The following is a 16425-nucleotide window of genomic DNA, read 5'->3' as shown; positions in this document are numbered from 1 at the left end:
ATGAGAATCATCCTGTTGTGAGAGTTATGACTGCAGTGAGCCATAACCTGACGTCAGCAAATTGACAGGGCTCACTATACCTTAGCTAGCGACAAATGACGTTATTTACCATAAAAAAATACCAAAACCGGGGACAAGTTAGCTTTCTTTCTTCAGACAGATTAACCTTGCATCAGAGGTTCTCGTCCTGAACAAACTTACTACGCGTATCGCAAGATGAAATCATAGACAGTCCGCCAGCTTTAGCCTTTCACGCCACACTAATAACAAGACTATAAAATTAATATTCAGGATCATTGGGGAAACGTTTGCGCTTGTGCTAGCATTGCGCGATTTTTTTATACCAAGGGAGATTCGTGACAATGATGCAGATATTACAAGGTGTGCAGATGCTTTTTGTAGCATTTGGTGCGCTGGTTCTGGTGCCGCTTTTAACCGGACTGGATCCCAACGTCGCGCTGTTCGGCGCCGGTATCGGCACCTTACTTTTCCAGGTCATCACCAAACGCAGTGTCCCCATCTTCCTTGCTTCCTCTTTTGCTTTCATCGCTCCCATCCTTTACGGCGTCCAAACCTGGGGGATCCCTGCGACACTCGGTGGCCTGATGATGGCCGGGGTGATCTACCTGATCATGGCCAGTGTGATTAAAGTCCGCGGGGTCGGCATTATCCATAAACTGCTTCCGCCTGTGGTGGTCGGCCCCGTCATCATGGTGATCGGGTTAGGGCTGGCACCTGCGGCAGTCAACATGGCGCTGGGAAAAAGTGGTGATGGCGCCATCCAGATTGTAAACGGCGATGTGGCTTTGTGGATTGCCAGTATCTCGCTGCTCGTGACTATTCTGGTCAGCGTACTCGCCAAAGGCATTTTCAAGCTCGTGCCTATCATCTCAGGTATTCTGGCCGGTTATGCCACCAGCCTGGCATTCGGTGTGGTCGATTTCACACCGGTACAGCAAGCAAGCTGGCTGGCCATGCCGAATTTCACCATGCCAGAATTCAATATCAATGCCATTCTGTTCATGATCCCTGTGGCGATTGCCCCGGCTGTTGAACACGTCGGTGACATGCTGGCCATTTCGAATGTGACGGGCAAAGACTATCTCAAAAAACCGGGTCTGCACCGCACCATGGCCGGTGACGGCGTGGCAACCATTGCCGCATCCATGTTTGGCGCGCCGCCTAATACCACTTATTCAGAAGTCACAGGTGCCGTTATGCTAACCAAAGCATTCAACCCGGCCATCATGACCTGGAGCGCTGTCACTGCCATCATTCTGGCTTTTGTCGGTAAGCTGGGCGCCACACTGCAAACCATACCTGTGCCGGTGATGGGAGGTATCATGATTTTGCTGTTCGGCTCTATCGCGACAGTAGGGCTGAATACTCTGATTAAGCATCAGGTCGATCTGCACAAATCACGCAATCTGGTGATTGTGGCTGTGACTCTGGTGTTCGGTATTGGCGGTATGGCGTTTGGCATTGGCGAATTCAGCCTGCAGGGCATCAGCTTGTGCGGTATCGTTGCCATTGTCCTGAACCTGGTGCTGCCGAAAGACTTGGGTGAAAGCAAAGTGGTGGATAATGCACAAATGGGTTCTAACGACGTCTGATCCCATTATTCTGAGCCAATAGACAGAGTCAAAAAAACCGGCGAACTGCCGGTTTTTTTATGCGCGTTAACTGCTGTTACTTAGTGCCAAAGATTTTGTCACCGGCATCACCCAGACCTGGGACGATATAGCCTTTGTCGTTCAGCTTCTGATCGATAGCCGCTGTGTACAGCTCTACATCCGGGTGCGCTTTCTCAAGAGCCGCAATGCCCTCAGGCGCTGCCACCAGCACCAGCACTTTAATGGCATTACAGCCGTGCTCTTTCAGCAAATCAATAGTGGCAATCATAGAACCACCGGTCGCCAGCATAGGATCAACCACCAGCGCCATACGCTCATCAATGTTTGATGCCAGCTTATGGAAATAAGGCACAGGCTCCAGCGTTTCCTCATCACGATAAATACCGACAGTACTGATGCGGGCACTTGGCATATGTTCCAGCACACCGTCCATCATACCCAGGCCGGCACGCAGAATCGGCACCACTGTCACTTTCTTACCTTTGATTTGATCAACCTCAACCGGGCCATTCCAACCTTCAATGGTAATTGTCTCTGTTTCGAAGTCAGACGTCGCTTCATAAGTCAGCAGGCTTCCCACCTCAGTCGCCAGCTCGCGGAACCGCTTGGTGCTGATGTCGGCTTCACGCATCAGGCCAATTTTATGCTTCACCAGCGGGTGTTTTACCTCAACGACTTTCATCTTGGACTCCTACACAACAAAATTTCAAAAAAATCGATCTATTATACACTAGTCCATAGTCTTACAGGTAGGGAATAGCAGCTTATCTGCTTAGCATTCCCCCACCAGGAATATTTGACGCAAACGTTTTCCTTTCCGCCCTGACTGCTGTTATCATACTGCGGATTTTGCGATTTAACCGGTGAGGATCTGTTGTGAGCGGTAATCATTCTTCTCTTAGTTACAAAGATGCAGGTGTCGATATTGATGCAGGGAATGCCTTGGTTGATCGAATCAAAGGTGTAGTCAAACGCACAACTCGTCCTGAAGTCATGGGTGGTCTGGGTGGATTTGGCGCCCTGTGCTCACTGCCGACCAAGTACAAAGAACCTGTACTTGTTTCTGGCACAGACGGGGTAGGAACCAAGCTGCGTCTGGCGATGGATCTGAAAAAGCACGACACCATTGGTATCGACCTGGTCGCCATGTGTGTGAACGATCTGATCGTACAGGGTGCAGAACCACTGTTTTTCCTCGACTACTATGCAACGGGCAAGCTGGACGTAGACACAGCAGCAAGCGTAGTGAGCGGTATCGGTGAAGGTTGTGTACAGTCTGGCTGTGCATTGATCGGTGGTGAAACGGCAGAAATGCCGGGCATGTACCATGGTGAAGATTACGACGTAGCCGGATTTTGTGTCGGTGTCGTGGAAAAGTCTGAGATCATCGATGGCACCAAAGTGAAAGCAGGCGATGCACTGATTGCCGTCGCATCCAGTGGCCCGCACTCAAACGGCTATTCTCTGATCCGTAAAATCCTTGAAGTGTCTCAAGCCGATCTGACTCAGGATCTGGAAGGTAAACCTTTAGCTGACCACCTGCTGGAGCCAACCCGCATTTACGTGAAATCCGTACTGAAGATGATGGAAAGCTGCGAACTGCACGCCATCTCTCACATTACCGGTGGCGGTTTCTGGGAGAACATCCCACGCGTACTGCCACAAGGTACAAAAGCGATCATTGATGGCAAAAGCTGGGAATGGCCGGCTGTATTCAACTGGCTGCAAACCGCAGGCAATGTGGAAACGCATGAAATGTACCGTACCTTTAACTGTGGTGTTGGCCTGGTCATTGCCCTGCCTCAGACACAGGCGGAGCAAGCTGTTGCCCTGCTCAACGCTGAAGGTGAGAGTGCCTGGCTGCTGGGAACCATTGCGGATGCTGCCGAGGGTGAAGCCCAGGTGGAGATTCGCTAAACAATGAAAAACATTGTTGTCCTCATATCAGGCAGCGGCTCTAATTTACAGGCCATCATAGATGCCTGTGAAAACGGCGTGATAGATAACGGCCGCATTGCAGCCGTTATCTCCAATAAATCGGACGCCTACGGGTTGGAGCGTGCGCGACTGGCCGGTATTGCGACGGCCCATCTCGCTGCAAAAGATTACGCCGACCGCGACAGCTTTGATCGCGCGCTGGCAGATCTCATCGATGGGTATCAGCCGGACTTAGTGGTGCTGGCTGGCTACATGCGTATCCTGAGTGGCGACTTTGTCAGTCACTACCATGGCCGTATGCTGAACATCCACCCCTCCCTGCTGCCTAAGTATACCGGTCTGCACACTCACCAGCGTGCGCTGGATGCCGGCGATCAGGAACACGGCACCAGTGTGCACTTTGTCACGGAAGAGTTAGACGGTGGCCCGGTTATTCTGCAAGCCAAAGTGCCGATTTTTTCAGATGATACGGCTGAAGATGTTATGGCGCGGGTTCAGCAGCAAGAGCACAGAATTTACCCATTGGTGTGTCAGTGGTTCCTGCAAGGACGAGTGATCATGCAAGATGATGCTGCCTTGTTGGACGGCAAACGTCTGCCACAACAGGGTTACGCCTCAGAAGAGTGATCTTTCAGGTGCTGAATACAAGAATGCGGCTATAAAGCCGCATTTTTTATATCCAGAAAACAAGGTTAAGTTAGTGACGGCGGAGGATCTTCCGGTACGTCCAGCACGCGCTTATTGATCAATTCGCCATAATGGAATACCGCAAATTCGCCCGTTGCCATTTTGTGCCAGCGCTCATCATTAGTCAGCGGCTGAGTCGCAATCACAGTCACCACATCATTCGGTGTGGTCTCTTTCTGAAAATCAATGGTGACATCTTCATCAATCAGCGAAGCTTTGCCAAAAGGTGCCCGCCGGGTGATCCAGTGCAGGTTATTAGTACAATAAGCCAGTACAAACTCACCATCACTGAGCAGCATGTTATATACACCGAGCTTCCTCAGCTCATCGCAACACTCAGCCACCACCTCAAAAATCTGGCTCCAGTCATCCGGTGGCTGAGGAAATTTGCTGTCAATCTGATTCATCAACCAGCAAAAGGCAATTTCACTGTCTGTATCTCCGACTGACTGATAGCGCCCCGCTTCCAGGGTTTCATACCCTGTCAGCTGGCCATTATGTGCGAAGGTCCAATAGCGTCCCCATAGCTCACGGGTAAAGGGATGGGTATTTTCCAGACACACCCCACCCCGGTTCGCCTGTCTGATATGGCTGATCACTGCACAGCTTTTAATCGGATACTGTTGCACCAACTCAGCAATTTTAGAATGGCAACTGGGTTTGGGATCTTTGAATGTACGAAACCCTTTACCCTCATAGAAGGTAATGCCCCAGCCGTCTGCGTGCGGGCCTGTGCGCCCACCACGTTGCATCAGACCGGTGAAACTGAAACAAATATCAGTAGGTACGTTGGCACTCATGCCAAGCAATTCACACATGTTTCCTTTTCCCTCAGTCAGGTTGCCGAATTACTCGGCCCCTTCCATTTCCTTTTCAACCAGCATGATAAGAATATGGATGATCTTAATGTGAATTTCCTGAATACGATCAGCATAACCAAAATGCGGCACACGAATTTCCACATCCGCAATACCGGCCATTTTGCCGCCGTCTTTGCCTGTCAGTGCAATCACTTTCATGCCTTTCGCTTTTGCCGCTTCTATGGCCTTCAAAATATTCGCTGAATTACCGGACGTTGACAAACCAAACAGTACATCGCCTTTCGCACCAACCGCTTCCAGGTAACGGGAAAACACATATTCATAACCAAAGTCGTTACTGACACAAGACAGATGGCTGGGATCAGAGATCGCAATGCCCGGATAGCCAGGACGGTTATCCCGGTAGCGGCCCGTCAGCTCTTCGGCAAAGTGCATCGCATCACAGTGCGAGCCGCCGTTGCCGCAGGACAAAACCTTACCGCCTTGTTTGAAAGAATCTGCCAGCAGCTTTGCGGCAGCCTGAATATCCGCCAGATTTTTTTCATCGCTGATGAATCGGTTCAGTACGTCCGCCGCTTCAGTCAGTTCGGCACGAATGAGATCTTGGTACATAGGCTTTTCTCTGTGATTTGTTGTGTAAAGCAAGGAATTCCCTGCCGGATATGCCCTGACAGGCAGTTTACCCACAAACACTAGGAAGTGTCGACTGACCGGGCAGCAATTGCAGTGATTTTCCCCTCATATCAGCGTCCCGGCGAACAGGGAAACCGATTTCCTGCCACTTTTTCCGCCTTTTTGTCGCCCCTGTCCTCCAATGGCGATGAGAACCTACTCAGCAAAATCAAAAAAAGATTTTTACATTTCGCTAAAGATTAACTTACAATCAAATCAAGTGGTATGACCTCTTACCCGAATACAAAACTCATTAAAAATACCCTAAGGGAATATCTCTAATAAGGAGAAGAAACAATGGCTACACTCGTGTACCTGCTGGGGTTGTTGGGGATAACCGGAGTGCTCGCTTATCACAGAGCCAGCCTCAGAACCTTCACCCTTGTTTTCGCCGTAGCGCTTGCTGTTGGTACTGTGCTGGATATCACCGGCGAATACAGCTGGCTGGCTTTCCTGATTATTGCATTGCCGCTGAATCTGCAGGCAATCCGTCAGAAATTACTCAGCAAACCGGCACTGAAAGCCTTCAAAGGCGTGATGCCGGAAATGTCGCGGACGGAAAAAGAAGCGATCGACGCCGGCACTGTCTGGTGGGAAGCGGATCTGTTCCGCGGTGCGCCGGACTGGAACAAGCTGCATGATATTCCTGCGCCACGCCTGAGTGCAGAAGAGAAAGCTTTCCTGGAAGGCCCGGTCAATGAAGTCTGCCGTATGGTCAATGACTTTGAAGTCACTCATGATATGGCCGATCTCCCTCCGGAAGTCTGGCAGTACCTGAAAGACAAGAAATTCTTTGCCATGATCATCAAGAAAGAGTTCGGTGGTCTGGAGTTTTCGGCTTATGCGCAATCACTGGTGCTGCAAAAGCTGTCCAGTGTGTCTATGGTGATGTCATCTACCGTTGGCGTGCCTAACTCATTAGGTCCGGGTGAGCTGCTGCAACACTACGGTACAGAAGAGCAGAAAAACCACTACCTTCCTCGCCTCGCGGCAGGTAAAGAAATTCCCTGTTTTGCTCTGACCAGTCCTGAGGCAGGCTCTGACGCCGGCGCGATTCCAGATTTCGGTATTGTCAAAAAAGGCCAGTGGCAGGGCGAAGAAATCCTGGGTATGGAGCTGACCTGGAACAAGCGTTATATCACGCTGGCTCCCGTGGCCACGGTTCTGGGTCTGGCTTTCAAGCTGTACGATCCAGAGCATTTGATGGGCGATGAAGAAGAGCTGGGTATCACCTGTGCTCTGATCCCGACGCATTTAGACGGCGTGAAGATAGGTCGCCGCCACTTCCCACTCAACGTGCCGTTCCAGAATGGTCCGACTCAGGGCGATAAAATCTTCGTTCCGCTGAGCTACATCATTGGTGGTCAGGAAATGGCAGGGCAAGGCTGGCGTATGCTGGTGGAATGCCTGTCGGTTGGCCGCGGTATCACACTGCCATCAAACACCACAGGTGGCCTGAAAACAACAGCCCTGGCAACCGGCGCCTACTCACGTATCCGTCGCCAGTTCAAGCTGCCTATCGGTAAGATGGAAGGTATTGAAGAGCCGCTGGCACGTATTGCCGGTAATGCTTATGTGCTGGACGCTGCCAGCAGCCTGACTGTCTCCGGTATTGATCTCGGTGAAAAGCCGTCGGTTATTTCTGCCATCGTGAAATACCACTGTACTCACCGCAGCCAGCGCGGAATCATAGACGCGATGGACATCATCGGCGGTAAAGGCATCTGCCTGGGTCCAAGTAACTTCCTGGCGCGTGGCTATCAGGGGGCACCTATCGCGATCACTGTGGAAGGCGCCAATATCCTGACCCGCTCCATGATTATTTATGGTCAGGGTGCCATTCGCTGTCATCCCTATGTGCTGACAGAAATGAATGCCGCCTACAACGAAGACCAGCGTCAGGCACTGATCGACTTTGACGATGCGCTGTTTGGGCATGTTGGCTTTGTGATCAGTAATTTGATGCGCTCATTCTGGCTGGGCCTGACCGACGGTCGCGGATCTTCTTCGCCGCGTAAAGACGCCACTAAACGTTATTACCAGCAATTGAACCGCTACAGTGCCAACATGGCTTTGCTGTCTGATATGTCCATGGCTGTTCTGGGTGGCTCACTGAAGCGTAAAGAACGCCTGTCGGCGCGTCTGGGTGATATCCTGAGCCAGCTGTATCTGGCTTCTGCAACCCTGAAACGTTATGCCGATGACGGCAGTAAGCAAGAAGATCTGCCGCTGGTTCACTGGGGCCTGCAGGATGCGCTGTATCAGACCGAGCAAGCCATCGACCAGTTCCTGCGCAACTTCCCTAACCGTGCCGTTGCCGGGCTGCTACGCGTGCTGATCTTGCCACGTGGTCTGTCTCGTGTTCAACCTAGCGACAAACTGGATCACAAGCTGGCCGTCATGCTGCAAACACCAAGTGAAACCCGTGACCGGTTAGGCCGCGGCCAGTTCCTTGAAGCCATTGAGACTAACCCCGTGGGTATGATGGAAGAAGCGCTGAAAGACATTCTGGCTGCTGAGCCTTTATACGACCGGGTGTGCCAGGCTGCAGGTAAAAAACTGCCGTTCATGCAGCTGGATAAAGTGGCCGACACCGGCCTGGAGTTGAAAGCTATCAACGAAGATGAAGCTGAGCTGCTACGACGTGCTGAAACTGGTCGTCTGCGCACTATCAATGTGGATGACTTCGACCCCCAGCGTTTAGTCGCAGGCATGGCCGATACGCAGAAAAACATTGAAAATGCTGCGTAACTATTTGCTTACGTATCTGCCTGCTTGCGTAAACACATCTGCTTGTTGAAAGCACAAACAATCACCACCGCCATAGGCGGTGGTTTAGGGGTGACAACCAAAAGGGAAGCATTGCGCTTCCCTTTTTCTTTTCATCTGATTCACTGGCCTGATTAGTATAAAGCCGAGTTCAGGATTCACCGCACCTTTACGCGGCTAGACTTTGACATCCGGTGGTATTTCCAATTTAGGCGCTTCCGGTTCTGCAGCAACCGGTTTTGTTCGCCTTTTTCTCAGCATCACAAAGACAAGCGCCATCAATACCATCACACCGTTACCCGCCAGAATCACCTTCCATGCCTGACTGCGGGCGGCCAGTTGTTCCTCAAGTCGCTGTTTTTCAGCTTCAAGTCTGGCTTTTTCTTCTTGTCGGGCACGGTACTCTGCCAGGTTCTTATCTAATTGCAGAACTGACGTAATGGCAAAATGACTTTTCTCTAACGGGAAAACCAAAGGCCGCTTTTGATAAGTATCCGTAGCATACACCCACCCAGACCAGGCATAGCTTCCAGGCTGTTGCAGGTTAGGAACGGTAACGTCCACATTGGTTGTCTCTGGCTGAGACTGTTCCTGGCTGATAGTCACGCTGCCATCCGGTGCATCCTGCTCAACATGCACCGACACAGAGCCCGGCTCAATCATGCCTTCATCAGAGGTCACCACCAACTTATGGGAATCTTCCTGCGCTCTCGCCTGAATGAAGGTGGATAATACCGGTGGCGGGTAAACCATGACCTGCTGCTCATGAGTACGGAGAAAAATACCATTGCCAGAGGTGATATTCACCCGGTATCGCCCCGGCTGGATATGTACCGGCAGGGCGACGGTAAACACACCGTCGCCGGGGGCTTCATCAAGATTCAGCCCATCATCGGCAAACTCGCCCAATGACAGAGGGGTGGGCAAAGCATCTTCAGATTGCGTTTCAGGCTCGTCCACATATTCAAAGAAGTTCACCGACATCTTGACGCTGTCGAGAAAATCCCGGTCAGTGAGCAACTCACCATCTTGTGTCAGGCGAGCAGTGAATTTGTAAGATTCGCTCTGATATAATCTTTCCGGCAACGGTGCCACATCCAGCTTCAGGTTTGAAAGCACCTTGACCTGATTCTTATCACTGACCCGGCCAACCGCCTGCCAGGGGCCCGGCATCGGGTTTTCAATCGTAATGATGTCTCTGCCCGGTTCTTCGTGCCAGGCGACATTATCCGGATGCCGCCACGGATAGTATTTCTGCCCGTCCGGCCTGACCAAGACCACATTCTGGTTCTCGGATTCTCTTTCTACCACGAAGGCCACTTGCTTGATGGTAGGATCAACCCGGAATCGGTTGTCCAGCCAGGACGCAGCCTGCACGCTTTGCGTACCAAGCAGCACCGGGATCAATGTAGACAGTAACGCTAGCCTTCGCATGCTTCTCCTATCGACGCCAGAGTGTGACGTCACCTTTTTTCTCGATGATATCTAAACGCGCTTCATGCGCTTCTAGTTCATCGGCAGAAGCACGGATAATCTTTAATGTTTTCCTTCCCGAGGCAAGACGACGTATCCCGCTTTCTGCACCGCTGTCACTTTCTTCACCGGCGGCATTTAATGCCAGTGAGGTCTGCCCGCCCGTCATCATCAGATAAACATCGGCCAGGATCTCAGCATCGAGCAAAGCGCCATGCAGCGTACGGTGGGAGTTATCAATACCGTAGCGCGAACAAAGTATGTCCAGATTGTTGCGTTTACCCGGGAAGATTTTCTTCGCCATGTCCAGGGTATCGGTCACCGAGCAAAAGTCGGTGGTTTTTCCGATAGAAGGATCCAGCTTCCTGAATTCATAATCCATGAAGCCGATATCGAAGGGGGCGTTATGTGCGACCAGCTCAGCACCGCGGATAAAATCCATGAACTCGTGATGGATGTCAGCATAAGACGGCTTATCGCGCAGAAAATCATCCGTAATACCATGAACGGCAACGGCTTCTGGATCAATCGGCCGATCCGGTTTGATGTAGACGTGAAAAGTCCGTCCGGTGAATTTTCGGTTAACGATTTCCACAGCACCGATTTCAACGATGCGATGCCCTTCATAGTGAGGGCCGGTCATATTCATACCTGTGGTTTCGGTATCAAATACAATTATGCGTTCATTGGTGGCTTTCATAGTATCGGTTATGTCAGACTAGAGTTTTAATAAAGATGAATACTACCAAAGATGACCAAGCAGGTAGAGATTTTCACCGACGGTTCTTGCCTCGGCAACCCAGGTCCAGGCGGCTATGGCACAATTTTACGTTATAAAGGCCATGTCAAAGAGCTCAATGATGGCTTCTTCATGACCACCAATAATCGCATGGAATTGTTAGCAGCCATAGTCGGACTGGCCAGCCTCAAAGAGTCTTGCGACGTTGATTTGACCACTGATAGCCAATATGTGCGTCAGGGTATCACACAGTGGATCCACAACTGGAAAAAGCGCGGCTGGAAAACGGCAGATAAAAAACCGGTCAAAAATGCTGATCTGTGGCAGCAGTTGGAACAGGAAACGCAACGCCATCAAGTGCGCTGGCACTGGGTAAAAGGCCATGCCGGCCATCCCGAAAATGAACGCTGTGACGAGCTGGCCCGCCAGGCGGCCGAATCCCCCTCGAAAGACGATACCGGTTACCAGGAAAGCTGACTGCTCTCAGTCGGTATTATCCCGACTGCTTCTTATTAGCCTGAGTGCGGCAATTCACACTGATTGGCGTGAGTTGTCGCCGCAGCTTCCAGCTTGGCTTGATCGGCTTGAGTGGAAAGGTTCGCTTTCTGGCCACAATCAGATAAATCCCGCCGACTCCGGAGAAGGAGCCCGATAGCATACTTTCTGCCCAGGCAGAAAACGCCGGATATCTGGTGGGCGGTAATATCGCCAGGTTTTCATGAAACACGACTTCGTAATTCAGCACCCCCAGCCAGTCTTTGACTCGGATAGGCATGAACATGCGTCCCGACCAAGGCGCACGTTTCCGGTTCCAGGGCAACAGCCCCCGCATACCGTGCAAGCTCAGTGGATTAAAACCTGTGATCAGCAGATAGCCGTCATCGACCAGCACCCTGTCAACTTCCCGAAGCAGAGAATGGGGATCGCCACAGAAATCCAGCTGATGCGCTAACACACAGGCATCAAAGGATTTTTCCAGAAAAGGTAATGCCATCGGATCGGCTTCAAGATTGCGAAGTGGATTATCGCGATCAATACAAACCTGATGGCGGATGTTACAATGGCCACTGACAAATTCGCAGCTCAGGCCGCCCAACTTCAGCATGTGGTAGCCAAAGAGTCTCGGCCACCATTCATCCAGCTGAGCCTGAAGCATTTGTGCCGCCCATTCTCCCTGAACCAGCTGAGACCAGGAATAGGGTGTGTCGATTTCTTTTATCGTGCGGGCTGGCTTCATAAATGATGACTCACACATCAAGGACTGGAGACAATTTCATGCTAACTATTAAGAGCATACCTGCATTTAACGACAATTACATCTGGCTAGTTCAAGGGCCGGATAATCGCTGCGTTGTTGTTGACCCGGGTGACGCCACTCCTGTTCTGGATTGCTTAAACACCAGCAATCTGACACTTGAAGCAATCCTGATTACCCATCACCATCATGATCATGTTGGCGGAATCAGTGAACTTAAGCGAGCTTTTCCTGCCTGTAAAATAGTCGGCCCCGGATCTGAGGCCATTCCCGGACTGACACAGTCTGTCGAAGATGGCGATCAGGTCGATATTTTCGACGAACGTTTCATGGTGTTAGGCTTGCCCGGCCATACCTCGGGACATATTGCCTACGTTGGCGATGGCAAACTTTTCTGCGGCGATACATTGTTCTCGGCTGGCTGTGGCCGCCTTTTTGAAGGCACAGCAGCCCAGATGTACAGTTCGTTACAAAAATTAACCGCATTGCCAGACGAAACTGAAGTTTTCTGTGCGCATGAATATACCAGTAGTAACCTGGCCTTTGCGTTAGTTGCTGAGCAGGATAATCCTCACCTGCAGCGTTACCGTGAAGAGGTCAGTCAGCGACGTGCCCGTGGAATAAGTACGATTCCAACGACTTTAGGGCTGGAAAAACGCGTCAATCCGTTTTTACGTTGTGATCAGCCAAGTATCAAAAAAGCTGTTTCAGATAAAGCGGTTAACGACAGTGACCTGGAAACCTTCGCAGCCCTCAGACGTTGGAAGGACAATTTTTGAAGGACGGTCACTTGTAACCAGCACCTTTCGCCAAGTATTATCACCTGCGATTTTGGCTAAAGGCAGGTTACATGAAATACCGATTTTTTTTAGCGAGTGCGCTGCTTCTGGCTGGTTGCCAAATAACAGGAAATTCTCAACAAGAGCCTGTGGCAACTAATCAGGAAAGTTCAGCTGCAGCGCAAAATAATAACAATACAGATACAGGCACAGCAGACAAGCCAGTGACCGCATTGGATACACCAATGGCTGATGTTGCGCCGCCGGCACCCGTGGTGACACCACAGGAACAGGATGATGCATGGCAACGCATTGCCATGCAGCTCAAGCTCGATGTCCCGGATAACAAACGTGTCAATTACTACCGCAACTGGTATCTTCGCCACCCCGGGCATCTCACTATTGTCGCTTCACGTGCAGAACCCTTCCTCTACTACATTACTGACGCCGTCGAAAAACGTGGCATGCCGCTGGAATTGGTACTGCTGCCTATCGTAGAAAGCTCATTTGATCAGTTTGCCTATTCACATGGCCGCGCGGCCGGTTTGTGGCAAATCATCCCAGGTACTGGCCGTCAGTTTGGCCTGAAGCAAAACTGGTGGTACGACGGCCGTCGTGATGTCGTCCAGTCAACCGAAGCTGCCCTTGACCTGCTTGAGTACCTCAACCGCCGTTTCGATGGTAACTGGCTTCATGCTCTTGCCGCTTATAACTCAGGAGAAGGCAGAGTATTCCGGGCGATTCGTGAAAATAAGAAAGCCGGTAAACCTACAGACTTCTGGTCACTGGATCTGCCCAAAGAGACCAGCGGATACGTTCCCAAGCTGCTAGCTGTTGCTGACATTGTCCGTCATCAAAGCAAATACGGCGTCGATATTCCCTTCATTGCCAATGAGCCTGCGGTTGAAACCGTCGATCCAAAAACCCAAATGGATCTAGCCATGGCCGCTAAATATGCAGGACTTTCTCTTTCGGAACTGAAATCGCTCAATCCTGCTTATAATCAGTGGGCAACAGCCCCCGAAGGTCAAACGCATCTCCTGCTACCGGTCGCTAATGTCGCGACGTTCAATCAATCCTTTGAAGAGAATGGCCGACAGGGCATGAAAGTCGTGCGCTACCAGGTCAAAGCCGGGGACAGCCTGAGCGTACTGGCCAAGAAGCACCATACCTCGGTTGATCTTATTCAGCGGGCTAACAAAATGGCAGGTTCAGGCATCAGAGAGGGTAAGTATATTCTTATCCCTGTTGCTATGAATGGTGAAAATGCATTTCCAAGCCTGACCGAAGTTCGCTCCCAGGTTAGCCACGGCAGCGGATACCGCACGATTTACAAGGTGGAATCCGGTGATAGTTTGTGGACCATCGCGAAAAAGCAGAAAGTCAGTATTAAAGAGCTGATGAAGTGGAACGGCTTAAGCAAGCAATCAACGCTTCGCGTCGGACAGAAGCTGAACATCTGGAAAACCAGCCAAAACGGCGGTGTGATCAGAACGGTTTATTATGAAGTCCGAACCGGTGACAACCTCAGTGCTATCGCGGATCGGTTCAATGTAAAATTGACAGATGTGATTAAATGGAATCAACTGGGGAGCCAAAAGTACCTCAAGCCGGGTCAAAAACTGAAGCTGTTTGTTGATGTCACTAAGGTGAGCGTATGATGCCGTCCAGCAATCCATTTATCGCTTTACTGGACTTGTTTCGCTCACCGGTAGATTGCTTTACTGCATTGCACCAGCGCCCTAAATGGGCGCTGTTACCTTATCTGTTATTGATACTCACCCCCTTTGGTTTGTGGGGCAGTTACTTTAATCAGGTCGATTTGGCCTGGCTGCAAGACACACTTCGCAACCAGTTAGCCCAGCTTACGGAAGAAAATCAGCTTGATTGGCTATCACGGGAAGTGCTGCTTGCAGGAGAAGTGTTCAGTGATATTTTCGGTCGCACTGCCAACCTCCTGCTTCTGGCACTTTGGTTGAACCTGGCGACCAAGAACAGTAAAGCACCGCAAAGTTTCGGCAAGTGGCTGGCTGCAAGCTGCTTTATTATGCTACCAACTCTGATTGGCGATCTGGCCAGCTATCTGAATGTGCTGTTCAACCCATCGCAAGTACTGCCAAACGCCGCTGATTTGAACAGCCTGAACGCTTTCATCAAACTGCCGATGAATCATCCCTGGACCGCTTTTGCCTCTAGCATTCCTTTGCTTGCACCTTGGTATATTGCGCTTAGTTATATAGCAGTCAGCCTGTGGTGTGGTATCGAGCGTGCCAAAGCCATTGTTATTGCTACATTACCTTGGTTACTGGTCGTTACTGTTTGGCCCCTTTTGATTCTAACAGCCTGAAACGGGCGATGATTGGGTGATGATCTGAGGCATCGGTTCCCGGTGCCTCTGCCTGTTCCAGTTTAAGGCCACGATAAAATAAATGATCAAGTGGCCAACCTAGAACCCGGGTACGCAGGTCTTTATCAAGGGTAACTTCATGCAGACCCAACTCTTCAATAAAACGGGTCACCACAGCCATACGCTCTTGCCGCCAGGTATTAAAGTCGCCTGCCAATAATACCGGCCCCTTGGCTTGTTCAAGCTGTTCTGACAAAGCGTTAAACTGTGCCCTGTATTCGTCCAGTCCCCACGCAAAATTTATCCCATGCAGATTCACCACCGTCAGCTGCTGCCCATTCGTCAGCGGGAATCTGGCTAGCAACGCAGACTTTGGAATACGCAACCAGGGTTCAACAGCCAGATAAGCGCATGTCTGTGCCGCCTGATGGCGCGAAAGGTTCATCACGCCCGCAGGCGTATCCAGAAAAGCAAACGCATTTGCCATCGTGACCTGCCATGGACTCTGCGCCAGATAGTGACGAAAAGACTCACTCAGCTTGGCTTCCTGGATCAATACCAGATCACTGTCTGCACTGAATGTTTCCAGTGCTGTCTGCCAAGTGTCACGTTGCTGTTTATAGATATTCCAGACTGTAACCTGAAGCATTCCATTCCGATCAATGGCCGCTTTCGGCTTAGCATCAAGACAATGAATACTATACTGTTTTCCCTGCACTGCGTCTGTCACCTGCGCTTGATCAGGGATATCAAATGAGTAATAGGTTCCGCCTCCGGCGACCAGCAGGGTTAAACCAACAACAATGGCGAGCTTTCTGAACATTCTGCACCTGCATCCATCTCTGATTTGACCATATTATCATCAGACATTTTCCACACCTAAGCGCAATTTCTGTAACTCAGATCCACTTAGAAGATAACACCCAAATACGACTCACAAATCTGTATCCTTATACACTGACCGGACATATCAGAAACAACAAAGCCCCGTCCGGAGACGAGGCTTTTCAAAGTGGCAAAGGATGACGGACGATCGAACAGGCGCCTCAGCGGGCTGACGATCCAGCCGCCGACATCAGCGTAACACGCTGACTCTCAGAAACGACAAAGCCCCGTCCGAAGACGAGGCTTTTTATAAGTGGCAGGGGATGACGGATTCGAACCGCCGACATTCGGTTTTGGAGACCGACGTTCTACCGGGCTGAACTAATCCCCTGCAAGCTATTTCTAGCTAATAAGTGGCGGAGCGGACGGGACTCGAACCCGCGACCCCCGGCGTGACAGGCCGGTATTCTAACCAACTGAACTACC

Annotated in this window: 15 protein-coding genes and 1 tRNA gene; 8 read left to right on the top strand and 8 right to left on the bottom strand. The window is 50.9% G+C overall.

What is annotated here, in order from left to right:
- The first annotated feature begins 362 nt into the window (after positions 1–362).
- On the top strand, positions 363–1613 hold the full coding sequence (locus Q4491_RS19590) for a uracil-xanthine permease family protein (protein WP_192014574.1): 1251 nt from the start codon (positions 363–365) through the stop codon (positions 1611–1613).
- A 76-nt stretch (positions 1614–1689) separates the two neighbouring features.
- Here the strand turns inward: Q4491_RS19590 and upp are convergent, their stop codons facing one another.
- Positions 1690–2316, bottom strand: a complete 627-nt coding sequence (upp, locus tag Q4491_RS19585; protein ID WP_192014573.1) for a uracil phosphoribosyltransferase — start codon at positions 2314–2316, stop codon at positions 1690–1692.
- A 194-nt stretch (positions 2317–2510) separates the two neighbouring features.
- Here upp and purM point away from each other — a divergent pair, with 194 nt between their 5' ends.
- Together purM and purN are read left to right on the top strand one after the other, a co-directional pair.
- Entirely contained in the window at positions 2511–3551 is a 1041-nt protein-coding gene (purM, locus tag Q4491_RS19580; protein ID WP_218383881.1) for a phosphoribosylformylglycinamidine cyclo-ligase, read from the top strand.
- 3 nt (positions 3552–3554) lie between these two features.
- Positions 3555–4199 carry a phosphoribosylglycinamide formyltransferase gene (gene purN, locus Q4491_RS19575; RefSeq protein ID WP_218383882.1) on the top strand — a complete coding sequence of 215 codons (645 nt, stop codon included), beginning with the start codon at positions 3555–3557 and terminating at the stop codon, positions 4197–4199.
- A 65-nt stretch (positions 4200–4264) separates the two neighbouring features.
- On the opposite strand, the gene Q4491_RS19570 is transcribed toward purN, so the two are convergent.
- Both Q4491_RS19570 and lpcA read right to left on the bottom strand, forming a co-directional pair.
- Positions 4265–5077: a class II glutamine amidotransferase gene (locus Q4491_RS19570; protein ID WP_192014570.1), complete on the bottom strand. Its 813-nt coding sequence runs from the start codon at positions 5075–5077 to the stop codon at positions 4265–4267.
- A 30-nt stretch (positions 5078–5107) separates the two neighbouring features.
- Complete coding sequence (gene lpcA, locus Q4491_RS19565) at positions 5108–5692, bottom strand: D-sedoheptulose 7-phosphate isomerase (RefSeq protein WP_120510134.1); 585 nt, start codon at positions 5690–5692, stop codon at positions 5108–5110.
- A gap of 357 nt (positions 5693–6049) precedes the next feature.
- Between lpcA and fadE the strand changes: the two genes are divergently transcribed.
- Entirely contained in the window at positions 6050–8503 is a 2454-nt protein-coding gene (fadE, locus tag Q4491_RS19560; RefSeq protein WP_192014569.1) for an acyl-CoA dehydrogenase FadE, read from the top strand.
- A 195-nt stretch (positions 8504–8698) separates the two neighbouring features.
- Here fadE and Q4491_RS19555 read toward each other — a convergent pair whose 3' ends face one another.
- The gene (locus Q4491_RS19555) at positions 8699–9955 is read right to left on the bottom strand and encodes a TIGR03503 family protein (protein WP_303460128.1); all 1257 of its coding nucleotides are present in this window, start codon (positions 9953–9955) and stop codon (positions 8699–8701) included.
- 7 nt (positions 9956–9962) lie between these two features.
- Positions 9963–10694, bottom strand: a complete 732-nt coding sequence (gene dnaQ / locus Q4491_RS19550; RefSeq protein ID WP_218383886.1) for a DNA polymerase III subunit epsilon — start codon at positions 10692–10694, stop codon at positions 9963–9965.
- Positions 10695–10745: 51 nt separating this feature from the next.
- Here dnaQ and rnhA point away from each other — a divergent pair, with 51 nt between their 5' ends.
- Positions 10746–11210 (top strand): ribonuclease HI, encoded by a 465-nt coding sequence (gene rnhA / locus Q4491_RS19545; RefSeq protein WP_192014566.1) that lies wholly within the window; start codon positions 10746–10748, stop codon positions 11208–11210.
- Between the two features lie 16 nt (positions 11211–11226).
- Here the strand turns inward: rnhA and Q4491_RS19540 are convergent, their stop codons facing one another.
- A complete protein-coding gene (locus tag Q4491_RS19540; protein WP_192014565.1) occupies positions 11227–11970 on the bottom strand; it encodes a methyltransferase domain-containing protein in 744 nt (247 codons plus the stop codon).
- Positions 11971–12008: 38 nt separating this feature from the next.
- On the opposite strand from Q4491_RS19540, the gene gloB reads away from it, so the two are divergent.
- From gloB to Q4491_RS19525, 3 genes are all read left to right on the top strand, one after another.
- Positions 12009–12767 (top strand): hydroxyacylglutathione hydrolase, encoded by a 759-nt coding sequence (gene gloB / locus Q4491_RS19535; protein WP_192014564.1) that lies wholly within the window; start codon positions 12009–12011, stop codon positions 12765–12767.
- Positions 12768–12838: 71 nt separating this feature from the next.
- Positions 12839–14428, top strand: a complete 1590-nt coding sequence (locus Q4491_RS19530; protein ID WP_303460124.1) for a LysM peptidoglycan-binding domain-containing protein — start codon at positions 12839–12841, stop codon at positions 14426–14428.
- Complete coding sequence (locus tag Q4491_RS19525; RefSeq protein WP_303460121.1) at positions 14425–15114, top strand: YIP1 family protein; 690 nt, start codon at positions 14425–14427, stop codon at positions 15112–15114. The genes Q4491_RS19530 and Q4491_RS19525 overlap by 4 nt, the downstream gene beginning before the upstream one ends.
- Here the strand turns inward: Q4491_RS19525 and Q4491_RS19520 are convergent.
- Together Q4491_RS19520 and Q4491_RS19515 are read right to left on the bottom strand one after the other, a co-directional pair.
- Positions 15080–15937 (bottom strand): endonuclease/exonuclease/phosphatase family protein, encoded by an 858-nt coding sequence (locus Q4491_RS19520; protein ID WP_192014561.1) that lies wholly within the window; start codon positions 15935–15937, stop codon positions 15080–15082. The two genes, Q4491_RS19525 and Q4491_RS19520, sit on opposite strands and share 35 nt — an antisense overlap.
- Positions 15938–16253: 316 nt before the next feature.
- Positions 16254–16330, bottom strand: a tRNA-Trp gene (locus Q4491_RS19515).
- Positions 16331–16425: the final 95 nt, after the last annotated feature.

This window comes from Photobacterium sp. 2_MG-2023, assembly GCF_030547675.1.
In the GTDB taxonomy this organism is placed as follows: Bacteria; Pseudomonadota; Gammaproteobacteria; order Enterobacterales; family Vibrionaceae; genus Photobacterium; species Photobacterium arenosum.
The sequence above is the reverse complement of the archived record's forward strand: the minus strand, read 5'-3'. Positions and strand labels throughout refer to the sequence as shown.